The following is a 15,197-nucleotide window of genomic DNA, read 5'->3' on the forward strand; positions in this document are numbered from 1 at the left end:
CCGGGCTCGGCCGCCGCGCTCAGAACGCCGTCGGGAGGCACATCGAACAGCTGCGGGCCCGGGCGGAGAAGCTCGTCACAGAACATGGATCGGCCTCGTCCGGTGCACCCGGACGAGGCCGATCGCACCCATCGCTACGCGGTCGCGCGGCGGATCGTCGCCCACGCCCCACCGGTGCACACCACCGCGAGCGTCGCGGGCAGCAGCACCATGGGGACCACGCGTGGGGTATCGGCGAACCAATGGCCCACCTCGGGCCACCAGCCCTGCCAGGTGATCACGATCGCCGCCAGACCCAGACCCAGCAGTAACGCGAGCAGGAAGGTGTACACACCGGAGACTCGCCAGCGCTGATAGAGCGCGCCGATCAGCAGACCCGCGCCGGCGATCAGCGCGAGGATCGCCAGATAGGTGCCGAGCTGGAGCACGGGATTGTCGGTGAACTGGCCTGGGACATCGAACATCACCATGTTCACGCCCCAGCCGTCGGTGGATTCCTCGATCAGCCCGAGCCCCCACAACACCACCCCGGTGCCGAGGATCTGCGCGGCGGCGACCAGCAGGGTCGCGGCGAAATAGTCACGCCGGGTGACGCTCATGCCCAGCGCGAACGGGAAGGTCTGGGTCATGGCGGTCAGATAGAACGCGAGCACGATGCCGAAGGCGGCCGAGACGCTGCCGGTGACATTGCCTTCCTCGGCGTCGAGCAGCAAGAAGATCACCCACGGAATCAGGAACGCCACCAGCAGGATCCCGGCAGGCCACGCGATCAGCACCGGCCAGGCGACGGTGTGGATCCGCGATACGGAGACGGCTCGGCGCAGCATTACTGATCCTTTCCGCGCAGGTTGGTGGTTTCGACGATGAGCTGCTGCAACGAGACCGGCTCGACCAGCAGCCCCAGCGATTTGGCGTGCGCGATGTCATCGGCCCTGCGGTCGGTCCGCAGCATCACCCTGGCCTGGTTGCCGAGCGATTCGCGGCGCAGTTCGGGGCGTCCGGCAAGCAATGAGTCGACGTCGGCGAGGGGGCCGGACACGGTCATGGCGGTGTCGCGTAGATCGTCGGCGGGGGCGTCGACCACGAGTCGGCCCTTGTCGATCAACAGCACATGCTCGAGCAGGTCGGCGACCTCGTCGATGAGATGGGTGGACAGCACCACGGTGCGTGGGTGTTCGGCGTAATCGGCGAGCAGCCGGTCGTAGAACAGCTGGCGGGCGACGGCGTCGAGGCCGAGATACGGCTCGTCGAAGAACGTCAGCGGGGCGCGAGATGCGAGGCCTATGGTGACCCCGAGCGCGGAGGTCATGCCGCGGGAGAGCTTCTTGACCTTGCGGTCGGTCGGTAGATCGAAGTCGCGCAACAATTCTCGCGCGAAATCCTCATCCCAATCCCGCAGCAGATGACGGGCCGCCGAGAGCACATGCTTGACCTTGTAATCGGCCGGATAGGCCTGGCTTTCCTTGATGAAGGAGATTCCGCGCAGTACCTCGGTGTTCTCGTGCGGGGTGTGGCCGAATATCCGCACCTCGCCCGCGGTCTGGAAGGCCTGACCGGTCATCACCTGCATGAGCGTGGTCTTGCCCGCGCCGTTACGGCCCAGCAAACCGTAGATGGTGTTCGCACGCAGGTCGAGGGTGACATCCTCGAGTGCGGTGACGGCACCGAACCGCTTGGTCAGCCCCCGCGTGGATGCGACGACATCGGTGTCGAGCACGGCCGGTTCGATGGTCGCGGCGCTCATCGTGTCCCCTCTCGATGGTCGAGCATGGCTTTCAGTTCGTCGATGCCCATGCCGAGCTTGTCCGCCTCGGCGATCAGCGGGTCGATGAACTGTTCGGCGAACCGTTCCCGTCGGCGCAACCGCAAGGCATTGCGCGCGCCGGCTGTGACGAACATTCCGATCCCTCGCTTCTTGTACAGAATCCCGTCCGCCACCAGCTGATTCAGCCCCTTGGCCGCGGTCGCCGGGTTGATCCGATGGAAGGCGGCGAGCTCGTTCGACGATGGCGCCTGCGACTCCTCGGGCAGCGATCCGTCTACGATCGAGTTCTCGATCATCTCCGCGATCTGCAGAAAGAGCGGCCTGCCGTCTTCGAGCACGATCACCTTCCTCGGTTGAGTGGTTCATTACTCATGTAATGAACCATAGAGGCACGTGCGTCAGAGCGCAAGGCAGGGTCTTCCGTACGGTGTACAAAACCCATAAGGTGGCAGGTGATGTCAGTCCAGCGGAAGGAACCCGACATGTCGGTCGGCGCGGCGGTGAACCCCTACATTCAGCAACTCGGCGGAGGATTCATGTTCTCCAGGGAGGGAAAGGAATACGCGGCAGAAACCGGAGTCGACACCTTCTTCGGCCCCTACACCCGCGGGCGCGGCGGCGTGCTCGGCGACGTGGACGCCGAGGTGGTCACCGCGGCATTCGGATTCTTCCCGGCCCATTCGATTCGCACGGCCTGGGAATCGGTGCAGATGCCCGCCGCGAAAGCCGCGGAACGTTACGCACGCGTCTGCCAGGATTTCGGCCGGCGCAAACTCGCCGGGTTCGAGCAGGCCGGCCGGCTCGCGGAACTGCTCGAAGCCGTTGCCGCGGCCGCGGATCCGGCCGGGGTCCCCCTGTTCGCCGGCTGGCGGGCGATGCCGCTGCCCGCCGACGCCCCGGCGCGCGTGCAGCAGCTCACCCACGTGTTGCGGGAATTGCGCGGCGGCCTGCACCTGATCGCCGTGCGCGCCTCGGGAATCACGCCGCTGCAGGCCGTGCTGATCTCCGGCTCCCCCATCAACGACGGCCCCGGCCAAGCGCGCTGGTACGGCTGGCCGGAGCCGTTCGAGGAGATCACCGACGATATTCGTGCGCGCTGGCAGCGGGCCGAAGCGGTGACCGACGAACTCATCGCTCCCGCGTTCGCGGTGCTCGACGAGGGCGAGCAGGCGGAGCTCACCGAGCTCGTCGCCGCCGCGCACGCCAAGGTTTTCGCGCGGCAGTGAGCGAACGGGGGTAAGTCGCGGTGCCGGCAAAACGGCCGGCACCGGCGCACATATCCTGCGCAGTCAGTCCTAGGCGTTCGCAGCGCATGCTTCGCCGTTCGACCCGGCATGTCTCGACAGCTCACCTGCTGTGACGCAACAGGACTCACGGCAACGCCGGAGAAGTGTCATCACCGCGCGGGCTTGGTGGCGATCAGCAACCCGGTCGCATAGCGGTTCACCCGGAAACGCGGGTCATCGAAACCGGCCGAACGCACGGCGTCGGTGTACCGGCGGATATCGACGTCGGCGAACGGGTCGGTGTGGCCGCCCTTGCCGGTCAGGCGCATGATCCGGGTGAACACGGCGCGCAACCACGGCGAGGGATGGGCATCGGCGAGCAGGAGGCGGCCGCCGGGACGCAGGACCCGATACATCTCGTCGATGGCCGTGGCACGGTGCCGCTCGGGGATGTGGTGCATGACGAAAGTACAGGTGATGACGTCGAATTCGGCGTCGGCGAAGTCCAGGTGCTGTGCGGCGGAGAGCCGGTAGTGGTGGTTGGGCGCCGGATCATGGGTGCGGTTGTGCTCGATGGCCGTGCGGGAGGGGTCGACGCCGGTGACCGATCCGGTCGGCCCGACGAGCTCCCCGAGCGCACGCACCAGTTTTCCCGGACCGCAACCGATGTCGAGCGCATGGCTGCCGGGTGTGGCTCCGCTGGCTGCGGCCAGTTCACGGATGAGTTCGCGGTGGCGACCGAGAAAGAACGCGGCAGTGAACATGTTGTAGCGGCGGAGATCGGCGATGACGAGACCGGTCTCCGCCTCGTCGACGAACATGGCACCGGTGGACCGTGTGTTTCCTGACATGAACCCATGGTCGGAATTTCCTCCGGCCACGGCCAGAATCACAATGCGCGGATCTGTCCGTTTCCGCACAGAAGCCCCGAATCCGTCCATCGGCGAACGAGCCGGGCGGGCTCATGCGCCGATGGACCTCATCTACTGCGTGGCAGCGAGGAATGCGACTACGGGTGGCACCTCAAAGCCACCGCGTATCAGGGGTCTCCTCTGGACCGCCTTCGTGTGCCGGTGTCACACCGTCCTGCTCATGCCCCTCGGCGGCCGACGAGCGACGCTCGTCGTTCCGGTCATCGAATCGCCCGATCCCGCCTGGTACCCCGGCACCGGGAGAATCGTCGGCTCTGTCGGTCGAGTAGGAACTGGTGGCTCCGAAATCGGCTGGAGACGAACCGCCGAACGTGGGAAGACCGTCGAAATTCGCTATCGGTAGCACAGGTGGTGCGCCGAACCCGCCCGGCGCGGTCACCGCACCAGGCGCGGGCTGCTGCTGAGCCGGCACATCACCCGTGGACCACGGGGTGGGTTGGGGTCGGTCGGCACCCGGATTGTGAGGCGCATCATCCCGGCCGGTCAGCCAGTCGGCCGGATCGAAGCGACCAGCGCCATCGATACCTCGTGTGACGGTATCCGTGATCTGGGAAACCATGTCCCCCATATCGCCCCGGTTTCCGGGCAGACCGTGATCGTCCAGACTCGGAAGCAACCCATCGATTCCGGGAAGAACGCTGTCCAGACCGGGGAGCGGACCATCGAGATCCGGCAGGAGACCTTCGCCGAACCCAGAACCCGGCAGCCCTCCCTCACCCAGCCCCGGCAGATCGGGGCGAGGCAAGACGCTTCCCCCGTTCGGAGGCACCTGCGGCGTCTGCACCGGGGGTGATGTCGGCTGGGGTGGCGCGGTCACCTGCGCTGGTGGCGTTGTCGGTGTAGGTGGAGCTGTGGGTGTGGTCGGTGTCGGGGTTGGAGTTCCCGGAGTGGTCGGTGTCGGGGTCGGAGTTCCCGGAGTCGTCGGTGTCGGGGTCGGAGTTCCCGGAGTCGTCGGTGTCGGGGTCGGAGTTCCCGGAGTCGTCGGTGTCGGGGTCGGAGTTCCCGGAGTCGTCGGTGTCGGGGTCGGAGTTCCCGGAGTCGTCGGCGTGGGGGTCGGAGTTCCCGGAGTCGTCGGCGTCGGGGTTGGAGTCGGAGTCGATCCGTTGCCGCCACCGCTGTTGCCGCCACCGCTGTTGCCGCCGCCACTGTTGCCGCCGCCACTGTTGCCGCCGCCGTTGCCGCCCTTTCCGTCCTCGTCGCCCTTTCCGTCCCCCTTACCGTCGCCGTCGCCCTTTCCGTCCCCCTTACCGTCGCCGTCGCCCTTTCCGTCCCCCTTACCGTCGCCGTCGCCCTTTCCGTCCCCCTTACCGTCGCCGTCGCCCTTTCCGTCCCCCTTACCGTCGCCGTCGCCTTTCCCGTCCCCCTTACCGTCGCCGTCGCCTTTCCCGTCCCCCTTACCGTCGCCGTCGCCTTTCCCGTCCCCCTTACCGCCGTCGCCCTTACCGTCCTTGGGCGGTTCTTTATGGCCTGCGGCCGACTCGTCGACATAGGCGACGAGCAAATCCGTGCATTTCTGGACCGAACCACTCATGATGCCGTACAGCGGATACTCTTCCAAAATACTTTGGATACCCGCAGCAGTACTGCCCTTCTCGCCTTTGACACCTTTGGACAGTTGCTTGGCGATCGCCTCGTTCGCGGTCTCGACATTGTCGTACATCTTCTTGTAAGTGGCGACATTGTCGTTCGTCAGCTTTTCCGCCAACTTCTTCAGATGCTTGTCGTATTCCTTGAATTCGTCGTACTTCTTGCCGATCTTCTTGTTCACATCCTGGTAGCCCTTGTTGGCCTCTCCCGCCCCCTCCAGAGGCTTCACATAGGAAGTGTCGAAGAATTCGTCCTTCAGGGTGGTACCACCCTTTTTATTCTTGCCCTCGACGAGGAACTTTGGAATCTCCGGGTTCTTCGAGCCCATCTGATGCCCGATGTGCTTCAGCTTCAAGTTCATGAAATCCACCCAGCGGCCGAGCGCCGGCGATGGCTTTTCCCCACCCTTGGGAAGCTTGAACTCGAGTGGGTAGTTCTTCGGACTGGTACCGGCTTTCAGGCCCTGGTGCGGCTTGCCCCATACCGCGATCGTGCCCGTATCGGCTTCGGGATTGTATTTATCCCAGCTTTTCGGGATTCCTCCCTTGATCGCAGCTATCCGACCATCGTTGGTGAGCACGAAGTAGTCCGGCTCATGACCGTCGTCGTTTTCCCAGTCTTTGCCTTCTGAGGCCGGGCCGTCAAATGTCGAGTTGCTGGTTTTCGTTGCCCATACATTGACGTCTTCTGTCCTTTCCTGCTTACCCCCCATGCCGTTGAGCTCGGTGGTCTTCTGGCCCACCAGGTTCAGCCGGGTGGCGCCCTGCTGCCCGAACCACCCGCCTTCTTCATCAAACTTTATCCGGGTGCCGTTCTTCCCCTCCGACAGCTGGTTGACGATCTTTCCGGTCGAGACCTCTTCGACGACCGCATTACCGTCCTTGACCCCGAAACGGTATTCACCATTCTGGGAGTACAGCCACCGATTCTTGTCTCCTCCGAGCTCGTCGCCTTTAGAGAGGACACCCGCAGTGATGTCGTCCTTTGTCGGCTTGTTACCAGCCACCAGCACAGCCCCTTTTTGCTTATCGCACCAGACCGCTTCGAGTCAGGAGCATTCGATCTATTTCGCGCACCGTGCAGGCACGGGCTTGGCGCAGTTACACCTCGGGTCCGGCGCGACGCACCCGGGCGCCACCATCAATATCTTGGCCATCGATACTCACCGCGGTGACATCGAGATAATCGCCGGAGAGATTTCGATCGTCTCCCACGCCGGTATAATTCTTCCTGCGTTCATTTATCGCCTGCATCCACAGGCCGCGCGCCTGGTTGGCCGCCTTCCCGAACATCTCTTCGAAATCGCGCTCCCAGTCGGGATCCCCTTCGGCCTTCGCATAGGCGGGTTCAGCGGCCGCGCGCTCCATGTTGGCCTGTTTGCGCGTCTCGGGCGAACTGTGATGCAGAGCCATCTCGACGAACACTCTCCTCGTGTTGTGCCGGGCTACCGTTCGATGTCATGGCGACCATCCGGGTCACTTCGTCGCAATCAGCAGTCCGAACCGAATTCATCTCTCAATTTCCGTTGGAATTCGGACTCCGTCGGGAGCCCCAACGTGTCGGCGGTGTAGGGCGCCGCTCCGGCCTCCAGTAGTTCCGCGCGGCGGCCGACCTGTGACTTCAGGTAGGCCAAGCGGGCCACCCGCAGGATCTCGCGGGACAACCAGTAGTCGCTGTTCGACCACACTTCGTCGCCGAGGTGCACACCGGCGACCATGCCGCTGCGGTCGCACGCCACACCAACCGAGAAATCCGGGTTGAACACTTCGTACAGGATGTTCTGCGCAAGGGGTACCGGGCCGGGCTCACCGAGCTCATCCACGTTCGTCATCCAGGTTTCCCACCTGCCGGTCAGTCCGATTCGCCGGGCACTCGCCCGGGAAGCTCGGGCGGCCGCATCTCGTCCACCGCGATCCCATGTTGGCGAATGGCATCCAGGGCGCTTTCGCGGATAGCGGCCATGATGTCGGCCACGAGCTCCTGTGGGTTGGCTGTACTCGCGATGGTTCCCGGAGCTATGTACAGGTCCGTCAGCCGCCCGAGCCCGTCGACCTCCGGGATGACGCGGCCGGACGGCGAGGGGCGGCGGGCACGGATGCCGTCGATCCGTTCGAGCATCGCATCCATGGCGTGGACCGCCGCTCGTCCACCTTCGAGCGCCGCCTCGGTATCGGGATGCATCCCGAGATCCCAGTTCTCCGACACTGTCACCGCCCGGGCGGCAGGTGCCCATCGGCGGTCACGCCGCCGCGAGACCGTGACGCCGCCGGTCGTGCGGAGATGTCGCTCGGCCTATGGATCGTTTGCGCAGGCTGGACACCGTCGAGCCCCATCCGCACACTGCCTCCTCCCGCACTGGTATTTCCCCAACTTTTCACACTCGCGCAGGGTTTTTCATCGTTGGGAAGGCCCGGCCGTTGGGACGATGCCGCCGCAACGCAGCATCCACTACGACTGTGCCGATATCGTCGTAGCCTGCCGCCGACGAAAGAATCCAGCATGGCCGAATCCCCCGATCGCCGGGTGCGCCGCACCCGCGATCTGCTGCATCGCGCGTTGATCGAGCTGATGATCGAACGCGGGTATGAGCGGGTGACGGTCACCGACGTGATCGACCGCGCCGATGTCGGCCGGTCCACCTTCTACGCGCATTATCGGGACAAGGACGATCTGCTGGTGGTGAGTTGCACCGAGTTCTTGCGCCGGGAGATCGCGCGAGTGCGCGCGGTGCCCGGGGCGCCGCTGGCCCCGCTGCGCGTGATGTTCCAGCTGGCCGCGGATTACCCGGATGTCTACCAGCCGCTGATCGGCCCGAAGAGCAGCGCGACGGTGCTGCGCGCCTACCAGCAGTCGGTCCGTAGCATCCTGGCCGAACAGCTCGCGGGGCGGCTCGACATGGACGACGGCGAGTTCTCCGACACCGTCGCATTCCTGTCCTGGGGTGTGATCGGGCTGCTCGGATCGGTTATCGATCCGCGGGCGCCGACTCCGCCGTCGACCGCGTGGCGGCGGTTCGAAGCCCTGTGCACGTCAGGTCTGGGCAGCCGCTTGGGACGAACCAGCCTGGGTGACGTTTTGGAGCGCGCACCGTGCGACGGCACCTGCCGTCGGGACGCTGCGTTCCGGGGGGACAACCGTGCGCGGTCGGGGTCACTCGGGCGAACGCGGCGTGCGGCGGCGACGGGACAGGTCGGGCCAGGGCGGGCGACGGAGGACGGCGAGGGTGACGATCACGACGGAGAGCAGACCGAGACATTCGCCGAGCAATGCGATCCGGTTGACGTCGACGGCAGGCACCCAGACGGCCTCGCCGTCACGAATGGTGAAAACTCCGACCGGGCGCGCCCCGGTGCCGAACCGGCCATAGCGGTGCGCGACGGTGATGATCGTGGCGCCGTCGGCGGTCTCGAAAGGTTCACCGTAGATGGGTGTGCCGTCGAGGGCCGCCTGGCCGAGTCGCTCGCCGATCGCCATCGCTTCGATCCCTTCCCGCTGCTCGCCGAGGCCAACACGCGGTTGGCCGATCGGGCGTCTGTTCCCGAGTAGTGTGCGGCACCCGATGCCGTCGCGCACGGCATTCGGTTCAGGACCTCCCGCGTAGGCAGCCGGAACCCGGGTATGCGACCGGCGAGGCGACAGCAGGTCGCCGGAGGGAACGGAGCTGTTCAGGAGGTTGACATGGGTGCACGTCGAGTGGTCGCGTCCGTCGGGTTCGCGGCCGCCATGACGCTGGCGGGTGCAGGAGTGGCGGCAGCCCAGCCGGCGGCGCCGGAGCCGGAATCGCCGTTGACGCAGTACGTGGAGATGTTGCCGCCGGCGCCGCCGGAATGCGCGGCCATCTGGGAGCCGATCGAGGATCGGATCGAGGATATGGTGCCGCCGCAGGTCGAACCCGCGTTCGACGCGTTCGACGACTGGTGCGAGGGCCCCACCGACTGAGTGGCGGTCAGCGTGCGGTGAGCCGGAGGACCGGGTAGATCCGCTTGGACTTCTTCTGATACTTCCCGATGCGGGGCTCCTCGGCGACGATGCGTTTCCAGGCTTCCTCGCGGTCGGTGCCGTCCAGCGTCTGCGCGATGACGTCGACGGTGCCCTCGCCGGGGAGTTCGATGGAAACCCGCTCGGGATGCGCCGTCAGGTTGGCGTACCAGTCGGGGTTCACGCTGCCGCCGCCGGAGGCCACGATCAGCTTGGCGTCGCCGTCGCCGAACCAGGCGAGGGGCGTCTCGCGCTGCTCCCCGCTGCGGCGGCCGACCGTGTGCAGAATCAGCACATTCATGCCCATCACCTTGCCGCTGCCCTTACGGCGCATCTTCGCGGCGGTGCGTGCGTTCATCTTCTTCTGAAACCACCGCGACAGCGGCCCCGGCGTCCCGGGCTTGCGCTTGCCACCCACCTGCTGATCGCCTGCCATCGCCTGACCTCTCATTCCTCGGCCCCGGACGCCGCGCGGATCCGTGCGCGACGCGAACTTGGTATCACGCTAACCAGCGCCGCCCACGCGCCGCTTCTCGATTCCTGATCGCCTCACCGACGGTTACCCCATCCGAGACAACCGACGCGATGGCGATCCGGCCGCGGGATCGAGGGCGGTCTCACTCCCCCAACGGGACGAGCCCTCCCGCACCGAAGGGCGGGAGGGCTCGAAACGTCTTGCGTTACTTCGATTTACACGTCGAAGTAGAGCTCGAACTCGTACGGGTGCGGGCGCAGGTTCACCGGGGCGATTTCCTGCTCGCGCTTGATGTTGATCCAGGTCTCGATCAGGTCCTCGGTGAAGACATTGCCTTCGGTGAGGTAGTCGTGATCGGCCTCGAGCCGGTCGATGACCGTGGCCAGGCTGGTGGGGGCCTGCGGGATGTTCTTGGCCTCCTCCGGCGGGAGCTCGTAGAGGTCCTTGTCGACCGGGGCCAGCGGCTCGATCTTGCGCTTGATGCCGTCCAGGCCGGCCATCATCATGGCGGCGAAGGCCAGGTACGGGTTACCCGAGGAGTCCGGCGCGCGGAACTCGATGCGCTTGGCCTTCGGGTTGTTGCCGGTGACCGGGATGCGGACCGCGGCGGAGCGGTTGCGCTGCGAGTACACCAGGTTGATCGGGGCCTCGTAGCCCGGCACCAGACGGTGGTAGGAGTTCACGGTCGGGTTGGTGAACGCCAGCAGCGACGGCGCGTGGTGCAGGATGCCGCCGATGTAGTGGCGGGCAAGATCCGAGAGGCCACCGTAACCGGACTCGTCGTGGAACAGCGGCTTGCCGTCCTTCCACAGCGACTGATGCACGTGCATGCCCGAGCCGTTGTCGCCGAAGAGCGGCTTCGGCATGAAGGTGACGGTCTTGCCTTCCTGCCACGCGGTGTTCTTGACGATGTACTTGAACAGCTGCAGGTCGTCGGCGGCCGCGAGCAGGGTGTTGAACTTGTAGTTGATCTCGGCCTGGCCGGCGGTGCCGACCTCGTGGTGGCCGCGCTCGAGCTCGAAACCGGCCTGCTGCAGGTTGGTCGAGATCTTGTCCCGCAGGTCGACGTAGTGGTCGTACGGCGCGACGGGGAAGTAGCCGCCCTTGTTGCGGACCTTGTAGCCGCGGTTGAGGGTGCCGTCCGGGTTGAACTCCGCGCCGGTGTTCCACGAACCGGAGACCGACTCGATCTCGTAGAACGCGCCGTTCATGGCCGAGTCGTAACGGATGGAGTCGAAGATGTAGAACTCCGCCTCGGCGCCGAAGTACGCGGTGTCGGCGATACCGGTCGAGCGCAGGTACTCCTCCGCCTTACGGGCGATGTTGCGCGGGTCGCGGGAGTAGGCCTCGCGGGTGAACGGGTCGTGCACGAAGAAGTTCAGGTTCAGCGTCTTGGCGGCGCGGAACGGATCCAGCTGCGCGGTGCTGTAGTCGGGCAGCAGCAGCATGTCCGACTCGTCGATCGACTGGAAACCACGCACGGAGGAACCGTCGAACGCCAGCCCTTCCTCGGCCAGGTCGGCGGTGAACGCCTTCGCCGGGATGGAGAAGTGCTGCTGAACACCGGGAAGATCGCTGAAGCGGATGTCGACGTATTCGACGTCCTCATCGGCGATGTATTTGATGACCTCGTCGGCCGTGCTGAACGTCACTTAGTTCTCCTTACGGATTGTTTCCCAGGCCAGTGTCGATTGCATGGGCGTCGCGACCAGACGGTATGGACGCGGTGTTTCCCGGCAGTCAAGGTTGTGTTTCGCCAGTGTTACACGTGCTACCGAACGGGTGGCATGTGCCACCCATGCTCTGACGGTGACGTCATTCTGCCATTCGTGACCTGGGCCAACGGCGTGAGCACCGGTTATGCGGTCGCGGGTGGCCGACCGCATAGACCTATCCTGGAAGCCATGGCACGCATCACCGGATCCTGGCTCTCCGGACCGACAGCGGATCCGGGCGATCCGGCAACTCCCGAGTTTCGCGGCGAACACATCGGATTGCCGCGCGAGGGCGCGGGCTCTCTGGTGGGCATGGGCCGGCGCATCGCGGCACTGATGGTCGACTGGGTCATTGCGATGGGCATCGCGGCGCTGATCGTGCGGCCGGACCCGCAGCAGATCATCGCCGAGGCGGACGTGCCTGCCGGCAAGCAGCCGCCGACCAACTTCGAGGCCGTGGTGAGCGCGTTGAGCACGCCCACATGGATGGTGTGGGTGGTCGTCGGCATCCTCGCGGTGACCCTGTTCGGGTTCACACCCGGCCAGTACTTCCTTCGACTACGCGTGATCCGCGTCGACGCCCCGGTGCGGGTGGGCTTCGTGCGCGCCCTCGGCAGGCAACTGCTGCTCATCTTCGTGGTGCCCGCGCTGTTCACCGATGCCGACGGGCGCGGTATGCACGATCGGGCGACGGGTACGGCGGTCGTGCGTTCGCGCTGACCTCCCGTCCGGAGTCGGTGGTGCTGTTCGGCGGTGCCGCGGCGTTGTGGGCGGTGGGCCTGCCGCAGTGGGGGCTGGGGTTCGCCGCGACCCTGGTGATCTATCACGTCATCGCGTATGACCGGATTCGTTGGCTGAGCACCCCGCTACGCCAAGGGCCGGCGCCCGCGATCCGGACACCGGCCCTTGCCGAGAATTGTGGGCTCAGCGGCGCCGGATGGTGCGCTGCACGCCGCGCATCTTCGCGCCCGCCGGCATCGGGCCCTTCGGCAGGGCCGGGCCGCTGCGGGCGCTGAGGGCGGCGAGGCGGCCTTCGATGAGGTCGATGCGCTTGGCGTCGATATTGCGGGGCAGCTTGGTGAGGTAGCGCTGGAGTTCCTTGAGCGGAACCTGGCCCTCCTCGTTACCGACGATGACGTCGTAGATCGGGGTGTCGCCGACGAGGCGGGCGGTGCGCTTCTTCTCCTGCGCCAGCAGCGACTTCAACCGTTGCGGCGAACCCTCGGCGACGAAGATCACCCCGGGCAGGCCGACCACGCGATGCACTGCATCGAGCTGGGTGGTGGCGGCGACGCCGTTGCTGACCCGCCACTTGCCCTGCAGGTTGTCCAGCACCCAGGCCGCGGCACCCGCCTGACCTTCGGCTTTGCTGTACACCGACCGCTGCACCCGGCGACCGAAGATGATGAACGCGACGAGCACACCGAGCAGGATGCCCAGCGGCAGCAGGAACCATTGCAGGCCGAAGATCAGCCCGATCAGGAAGAACACCACGGTGATGCCGACCAGCGCGCCGATCATCAGCGGCAACAGCAGCTTGTCTTCCTTGCGCTGCATCTGGAAGGCCTGCCACAGCTGCTGGCGGCGCTCCTTCGACTGCTGTTTGCGGGCCGCTTTCGCCGCGGCCTTCGCTTCCTTGGTGGGCTTACCTGCTGGCATGTCTCTCAGGATAGTGCCCGTGGGTGAGCGTTCCCGCCACGGGACGACCGGCGACAACCACGACGACGGCACCCCGGTTCCGGGGGCTGGACGTTCGTCCGGGGACCCGATACTTCTTAGGTGCGCTGCCGACGTAGTCCGTCGCCGGCCCGCGCGTGGGCTGGAACGGATGCGGAGGTAGTCGAGCGGTGCCTGGTCGACCGGTTCTGGTGCGTGCACTCTTGCTCGTCGTCGGCGTGCTGATGGTGGTGACCGCGGCCGTGCCGATGACCGCGAACGCGCGGCCGGAGGTGCCGCACGAATGGCGTGAGGCCTACATCGACGCACCCGACGGCACCCGGCTGCACGCCGACATCCTGCGCCCGGCCGGTCTGGCCGACGATGAACGCACGCCGGTGATCCTCACCGTCAGCCCGTATCGCGCGCATTCGGCGTACCTGAGCGAGCCGCGGCTCGAGGGCGGGCCGTCGGTGGAGAACCTGACGCCCGAGCTGTTCCTGAACGCCGGCTACACCTACGTCATCGTGGACCTGCGCGGATTCGGCGGATCGTCGGGCTGCCCGGATTTCGGCGGACCGGGTGAGCGAGCCGACGTGGCCACCGCGGTGGAATGGGCGGCGAGCCAGCCGTGGTCGAGTGGCAAGGTCGGCATGTGGGGCGCCTCCTACGAGGCGTGGACCGGATTGATGGGGCTGGCGACCAAGCCGAAGGGCCTGGCGGCGGTCGCGGCGTTCGAGCCGGTGGTCGACCCGTACACCTACCTGTACATGGAGGGCGTGTCGTGGAAGTTCTCCGGTAAACCCGTCACCGAGGACGGGGTGCGGCCCGCCGACCTCGCCGGTTTCGAACACGTGCTGATCGCCTCTACCCCGCCGCACCCCGGCGACTCACCCGAGTACCAGGCCAACGCACTGCAACTGCCGATGCAGTGCTACGCCCGCTACCTCCAGGACATCACCGACCACAACGGCGACACCGCGTTCTGGCGCGATCGCGATCTGGTCGCCAAGCTGGGCGGCACCACCACTCCGCTGTTCCTCGGGCAGGGGTTCCTCGACTACAACACCCGCGCCTACCGCGTCCTCGACCTGTGGAACAACCTCGGCCCGGGCGACCACAAGGCATGGTTCGGGCAGTGGGGACACCAGACCTGCCACGAGAAGTGCGCGACCCCGCATTTCGACACCGAACTGCTGGCGTTCTTCGACAAGCATGTGGCCGGGCGCGACGTGCAGATTCCGGGACCGCGGGTCACCGTCGGGCAGTTCGACGGACGTTGGCGCGGTGAGACGCAATGGCCGGCCGCCGACACCGTGCGCGTCCCGGTCGAGCTGCGCACCGGGCGCTATACCGATCGCGGATTGCTGCCGGGACCGGACCGAGAGATCTGGTCGGTGACCGAGCCCTTCGACCGTGCGGTGCATCTGTCGGGAATCCCGACGGCGACGTTGTCGCTGGCCGGGCCGCCGAACGCGACGGTGGCGGTGGAGCTGTTCGATATCGCGCCGGACAACAACGCCGTCGTCATCACCCGCGGGATCGCGCCGGTGAGCCAGACCGCGCAGGTGCGGCTGCTGGCCCAGGATTGGCCCATCGCGGCCGGACATCGGCTCGGCGCGCGCATCACCGATGTGGTGGACGACGTCTGGTCGCACTCCCCCGCCTTCGCCGAGGTCACCGTCACGGCGGCGCGACTCGAGGTGCCCGTCCTGACCCAGCCGCGCACGGCCGATCTGCCCGGCGGTATCGGCGAGGCCATCCCGAAGTGGCATCGCAAGAAGACCCGCACCCTCGATGCCGGGGTGGTGAACAATGCAGTGGTGCCGATGAAACTGCCCACTGCGCCCACCCGATGAGCGG

General features: G+C 66.2%; 16 protein-coding genes. 5 read left to right on the plus strand and 11 right to left on the minus strand.

Annotation, left to right across the window (positions count from 1 at the left end):
* Positions 1 to 134: 134 nt before the first annotated feature.
* The 3 genes from AC4HOU_RS20895 to AC4HOU_RS20905 are packed head-to-tail and all read right to left on the minus strand — an operon-like array spanning position 135 to position 2,103.
* Positions 135 to 827, minus strand: a complete 693-nt coding sequence (locus AC4HOU_RS20895) for an ABC transporter permease (protein ID WP_194991710.1) — start codon at positions 825 to 827, stop codon at positions 135 to 137.
* Positions 827 to 1,744 (minus strand): ABC transporter ATP-binding protein, encoded by a 918-nt coding sequence (locus tag AC4HOU_RS20900; protein ID WP_194991711.1) that lies wholly within the window; start codon positions 1,742 to 1,744, stop codon positions 827 to 829. Before AC4HOU_RS20900 ends, AC4HOU_RS20895 begins: the two co-directional genes overlap by 1 nt.
* Entirely contained in the window at positions 1,741 to 2,103 is a 363-nt protein-coding gene (locus AC4HOU_RS20905) for a GntR family transcriptional regulator (RefSeq protein WP_036532330.1), read from the minus strand. Before AC4HOU_RS20905 ends, AC4HOU_RS20900 begins: the two co-directional genes overlap by 4 nt.
* A gap of 144 nt (positions 2,104 to 2,247) precedes the next feature.
* Between AC4HOU_RS20905 and AC4HOU_RS20910 the strand changes: the two genes are divergently transcribed.
* Positions 2,248 to 2,991 (plus strand): SCO6745 family protein, encoded by a 744-nt coding sequence (locus AC4HOU_RS20910; protein ID WP_163815753.1) that lies wholly within the window; start codon positions 2,248 to 2,250, stop codon positions 2,989 to 2,991.
* A 170-nt stretch (positions 2,992 to 3,161) separates the two neighbouring features.
* Here the strand turns inward: AC4HOU_RS20910 and AC4HOU_RS20915 are convergent, their stop codons facing one another.
* The 5 genes from AC4HOU_RS20915 to AC4HOU_RS20935 form a co-directional block, all read right to left on the minus strand.
* Positions 3,162 to 3,842 (minus strand): class I SAM-dependent methyltransferase, encoded by a 681-nt coding sequence (locus AC4HOU_RS20915; protein WP_228806814.1) that lies wholly within the window; start codon positions 3,840 to 3,842, stop codon positions 3,162 to 3,164.
* 172 nt (positions 3,843 to 4,014) lie between these two features.
* On the minus strand, positions 4,015 to 6,516 hold the full coding sequence (locus tag AC4HOU_RS20920; protein WP_490725003.1) for a hypothetical protein: 2,502 nt from the start codon (positions 6,514 to 6,516) through the stop codon (positions 4,015 to 4,017).
* A gap of 94 nt (positions 6,517 to 6,610) precedes the next feature.
* Positions 6,611 to 6,934, minus strand: coding sequence for a hypothetical protein (locus tag AC4HOU_RS20925; RefSeq protein WP_163814213.1), 324 nt, complete (start codon positions 6,932 to 6,934; stop codon positions 6,611 to 6,613).
* A 65-nt stretch (positions 6,935 to 6,999) separates the two neighbouring features.
* Complete coding sequence (locus AC4HOU_RS20930) at positions 7,000 to 7,341, minus strand: hypothetical protein (protein WP_490725004.1); 342 nt, start codon at positions 7,339 to 7,341, stop codon at positions 7,000 to 7,002.
* A 20-nt stretch (positions 7,342 to 7,361) separates the two neighbouring features.
* Positions 7,362 to 7,637: a hypothetical protein gene (locus AC4HOU_RS20935; protein ID WP_490725005.1), complete on the minus strand. Its 276-nt coding sequence runs from the start codon at positions 7,635 to 7,637 to the stop codon at positions 7,362 to 7,364.
* A gap of 3 nt (positions 7,638 to 7,640) precedes the next feature.
* On the opposite strand from AC4HOU_RS20935, the gene AC4HOU_RS20940 reads away from it, so the two are divergent.
* Entirely contained in the window at positions 7,641 to 9,056 is a 1,416-nt protein-coding gene (locus tag AC4HOU_RS20940) for a TetR/AcrR family transcriptional regulator (protein WP_490725006.1), read from the plus strand.
* A 132-nt stretch (positions 9,057 to 9,188) separates the two neighbouring features.
* Entirely contained in the window at positions 9,189 to 9,449 is a 261-nt protein-coding gene (locus tag AC4HOU_RS20945; RefSeq protein WP_194991078.1) for a hypothetical protein, read from the plus strand.
* Positions 9,450 to 9,456: 7 nt separating this feature from the next.
* Here the strand turns inward: AC4HOU_RS20945 and AC4HOU_RS20950 are convergent, their stop codons facing one another.
* Complete coding sequence (locus AC4HOU_RS20950; RefSeq protein WP_194991077.1) at positions 9,457 to 9,924, minus strand: nitroreductase/quinone reductase family protein; 468 nt, start codon at positions 9,922 to 9,924, stop codon at positions 9,457 to 9,459.
* A gap of 254 nt (positions 9,925 to 10,178) precedes the next feature.
* Entirely contained in the window at positions 10,179 to 11,615 is a 1,437-nt protein-coding gene (glnA, locus tag AC4HOU_RS20955) for a type I glutamate--ammonia ligase (RefSeq protein ID WP_130915704.1), read from the minus strand.
* A gap of 252 nt (positions 11,616 to 11,867) precedes the next feature.
* Here glnA and AC4HOU_RS20960 point away from each other — a divergent pair, with 252 nt between their 5' ends.
* Positions 11,868 to 12,398, plus strand: a complete 531-nt coding sequence (locus AC4HOU_RS20960) for an RDD family protein (protein ID WP_163814205.1) — start codon at positions 11,868 to 11,870, stop codon at positions 12,396 to 12,398.
* A 204-nt stretch (positions 12,399 to 12,602) separates the two neighbouring features.
* Here AC4HOU_RS20960 and AC4HOU_RS20965 read toward each other — a convergent pair whose 3' ends face one another.
* The gene (locus tag AC4HOU_RS20965; RefSeq protein ID WP_163814204.1) at positions 12,603 to 13,337 is read right to left on the minus strand and encodes a DUF4191 domain-containing protein; all 735 of its coding nucleotides are present in this window, start codon (positions 13,335 to 13,337) and stop codon (positions 12,603 to 12,605) included.
* Between the two features lie 209 nt (positions 13,338 to 13,546).
* On the opposite strand from AC4HOU_RS20965, the gene AC4HOU_RS20970 reads away from it, so the two are divergent.
* Entirely contained in the window at positions 13,547 to 15,193 is a 1,647-nt protein-coding gene (locus AC4HOU_RS20970) for a CocE/NonD family hydrolase (protein WP_194991076.1), read from the plus strand.
* Positions 15,194 to 15,197: the final 4 nt, after the last annotated feature.

This window comes from Nocardia sp. JCM 38205 (assembly GCF_058222935.1).

Coding starts and splice junctions, on each gene's coding strand:
- AC4HOU_RS20895 (WP_194991710.1), bottom strand. CDS start 827: ATGCTGCGCCGAGCCGTCTCCGTATCGCGGATCCACACCGTCGCCTGG.
- AC4HOU_RS20900 (WP_194991711.1), bottom strand. CDS start 1,744: ATGAGCGCCGCGACCATCGAACCGGCCGTGCTCGACACCGATGTCGTC.
- AC4HOU_RS20910 (WP_163815753.1), top strand. CDS start 2,248: ATGTCGGTCGGCGCGGCGGTGAACCCCTACATTCAGCAACTCGGCGGA.
- AC4HOU_RS20915 (WP_228806814.1), bottom strand. CDS start 3,842: ATGTCAGGAAACACACGGTCCACCGGTGCCATGTTCGTCGACGAGGCG.
- AC4HOU_RS20930 (WP_490725004.1), bottom strand. CDS start 7,341: ATGACGAACGTGGATGAGCTCGGTGAGCCCGGCCCGGTACCCCTTGCG.
- AC4HOU_RS20935 (WP_490725005.1), bottom strand. CDS start 7,637: ATGGATGCGATGCTCGAACGGATCGACGGCATCCGTGCCCGCCGCCCC.
- AC4HOU_RS20945 (WP_194991078.1), top strand. CDS start 9,189: ATGGGTGCACGTCGAGTGGTCGCGTCCGTCGGGTTCGCGGCCGCCATG.
- AC4HOU_RS20950 (WP_194991077.1), bottom strand. CDS start 9,924: ATGGCAGGCGATCAGCAGGTGGGTGGCAAGCGCAAGCCCGGGACGCCG.
- AC4HOU_RS20960 (WP_163814205.1), top strand. CDS start 11,868: ATGGCACGCATCACCGGATCCTGGCTCTCCGGACCGACAGCGGATCCG.
- AC4HOU_RS20965 (WP_163814204.1), bottom strand. CDS start 13,337: ATGCCAGCAGGTAAGCCCACCAAGGAAGCGAAGGCCGCGGCGAAAGCG.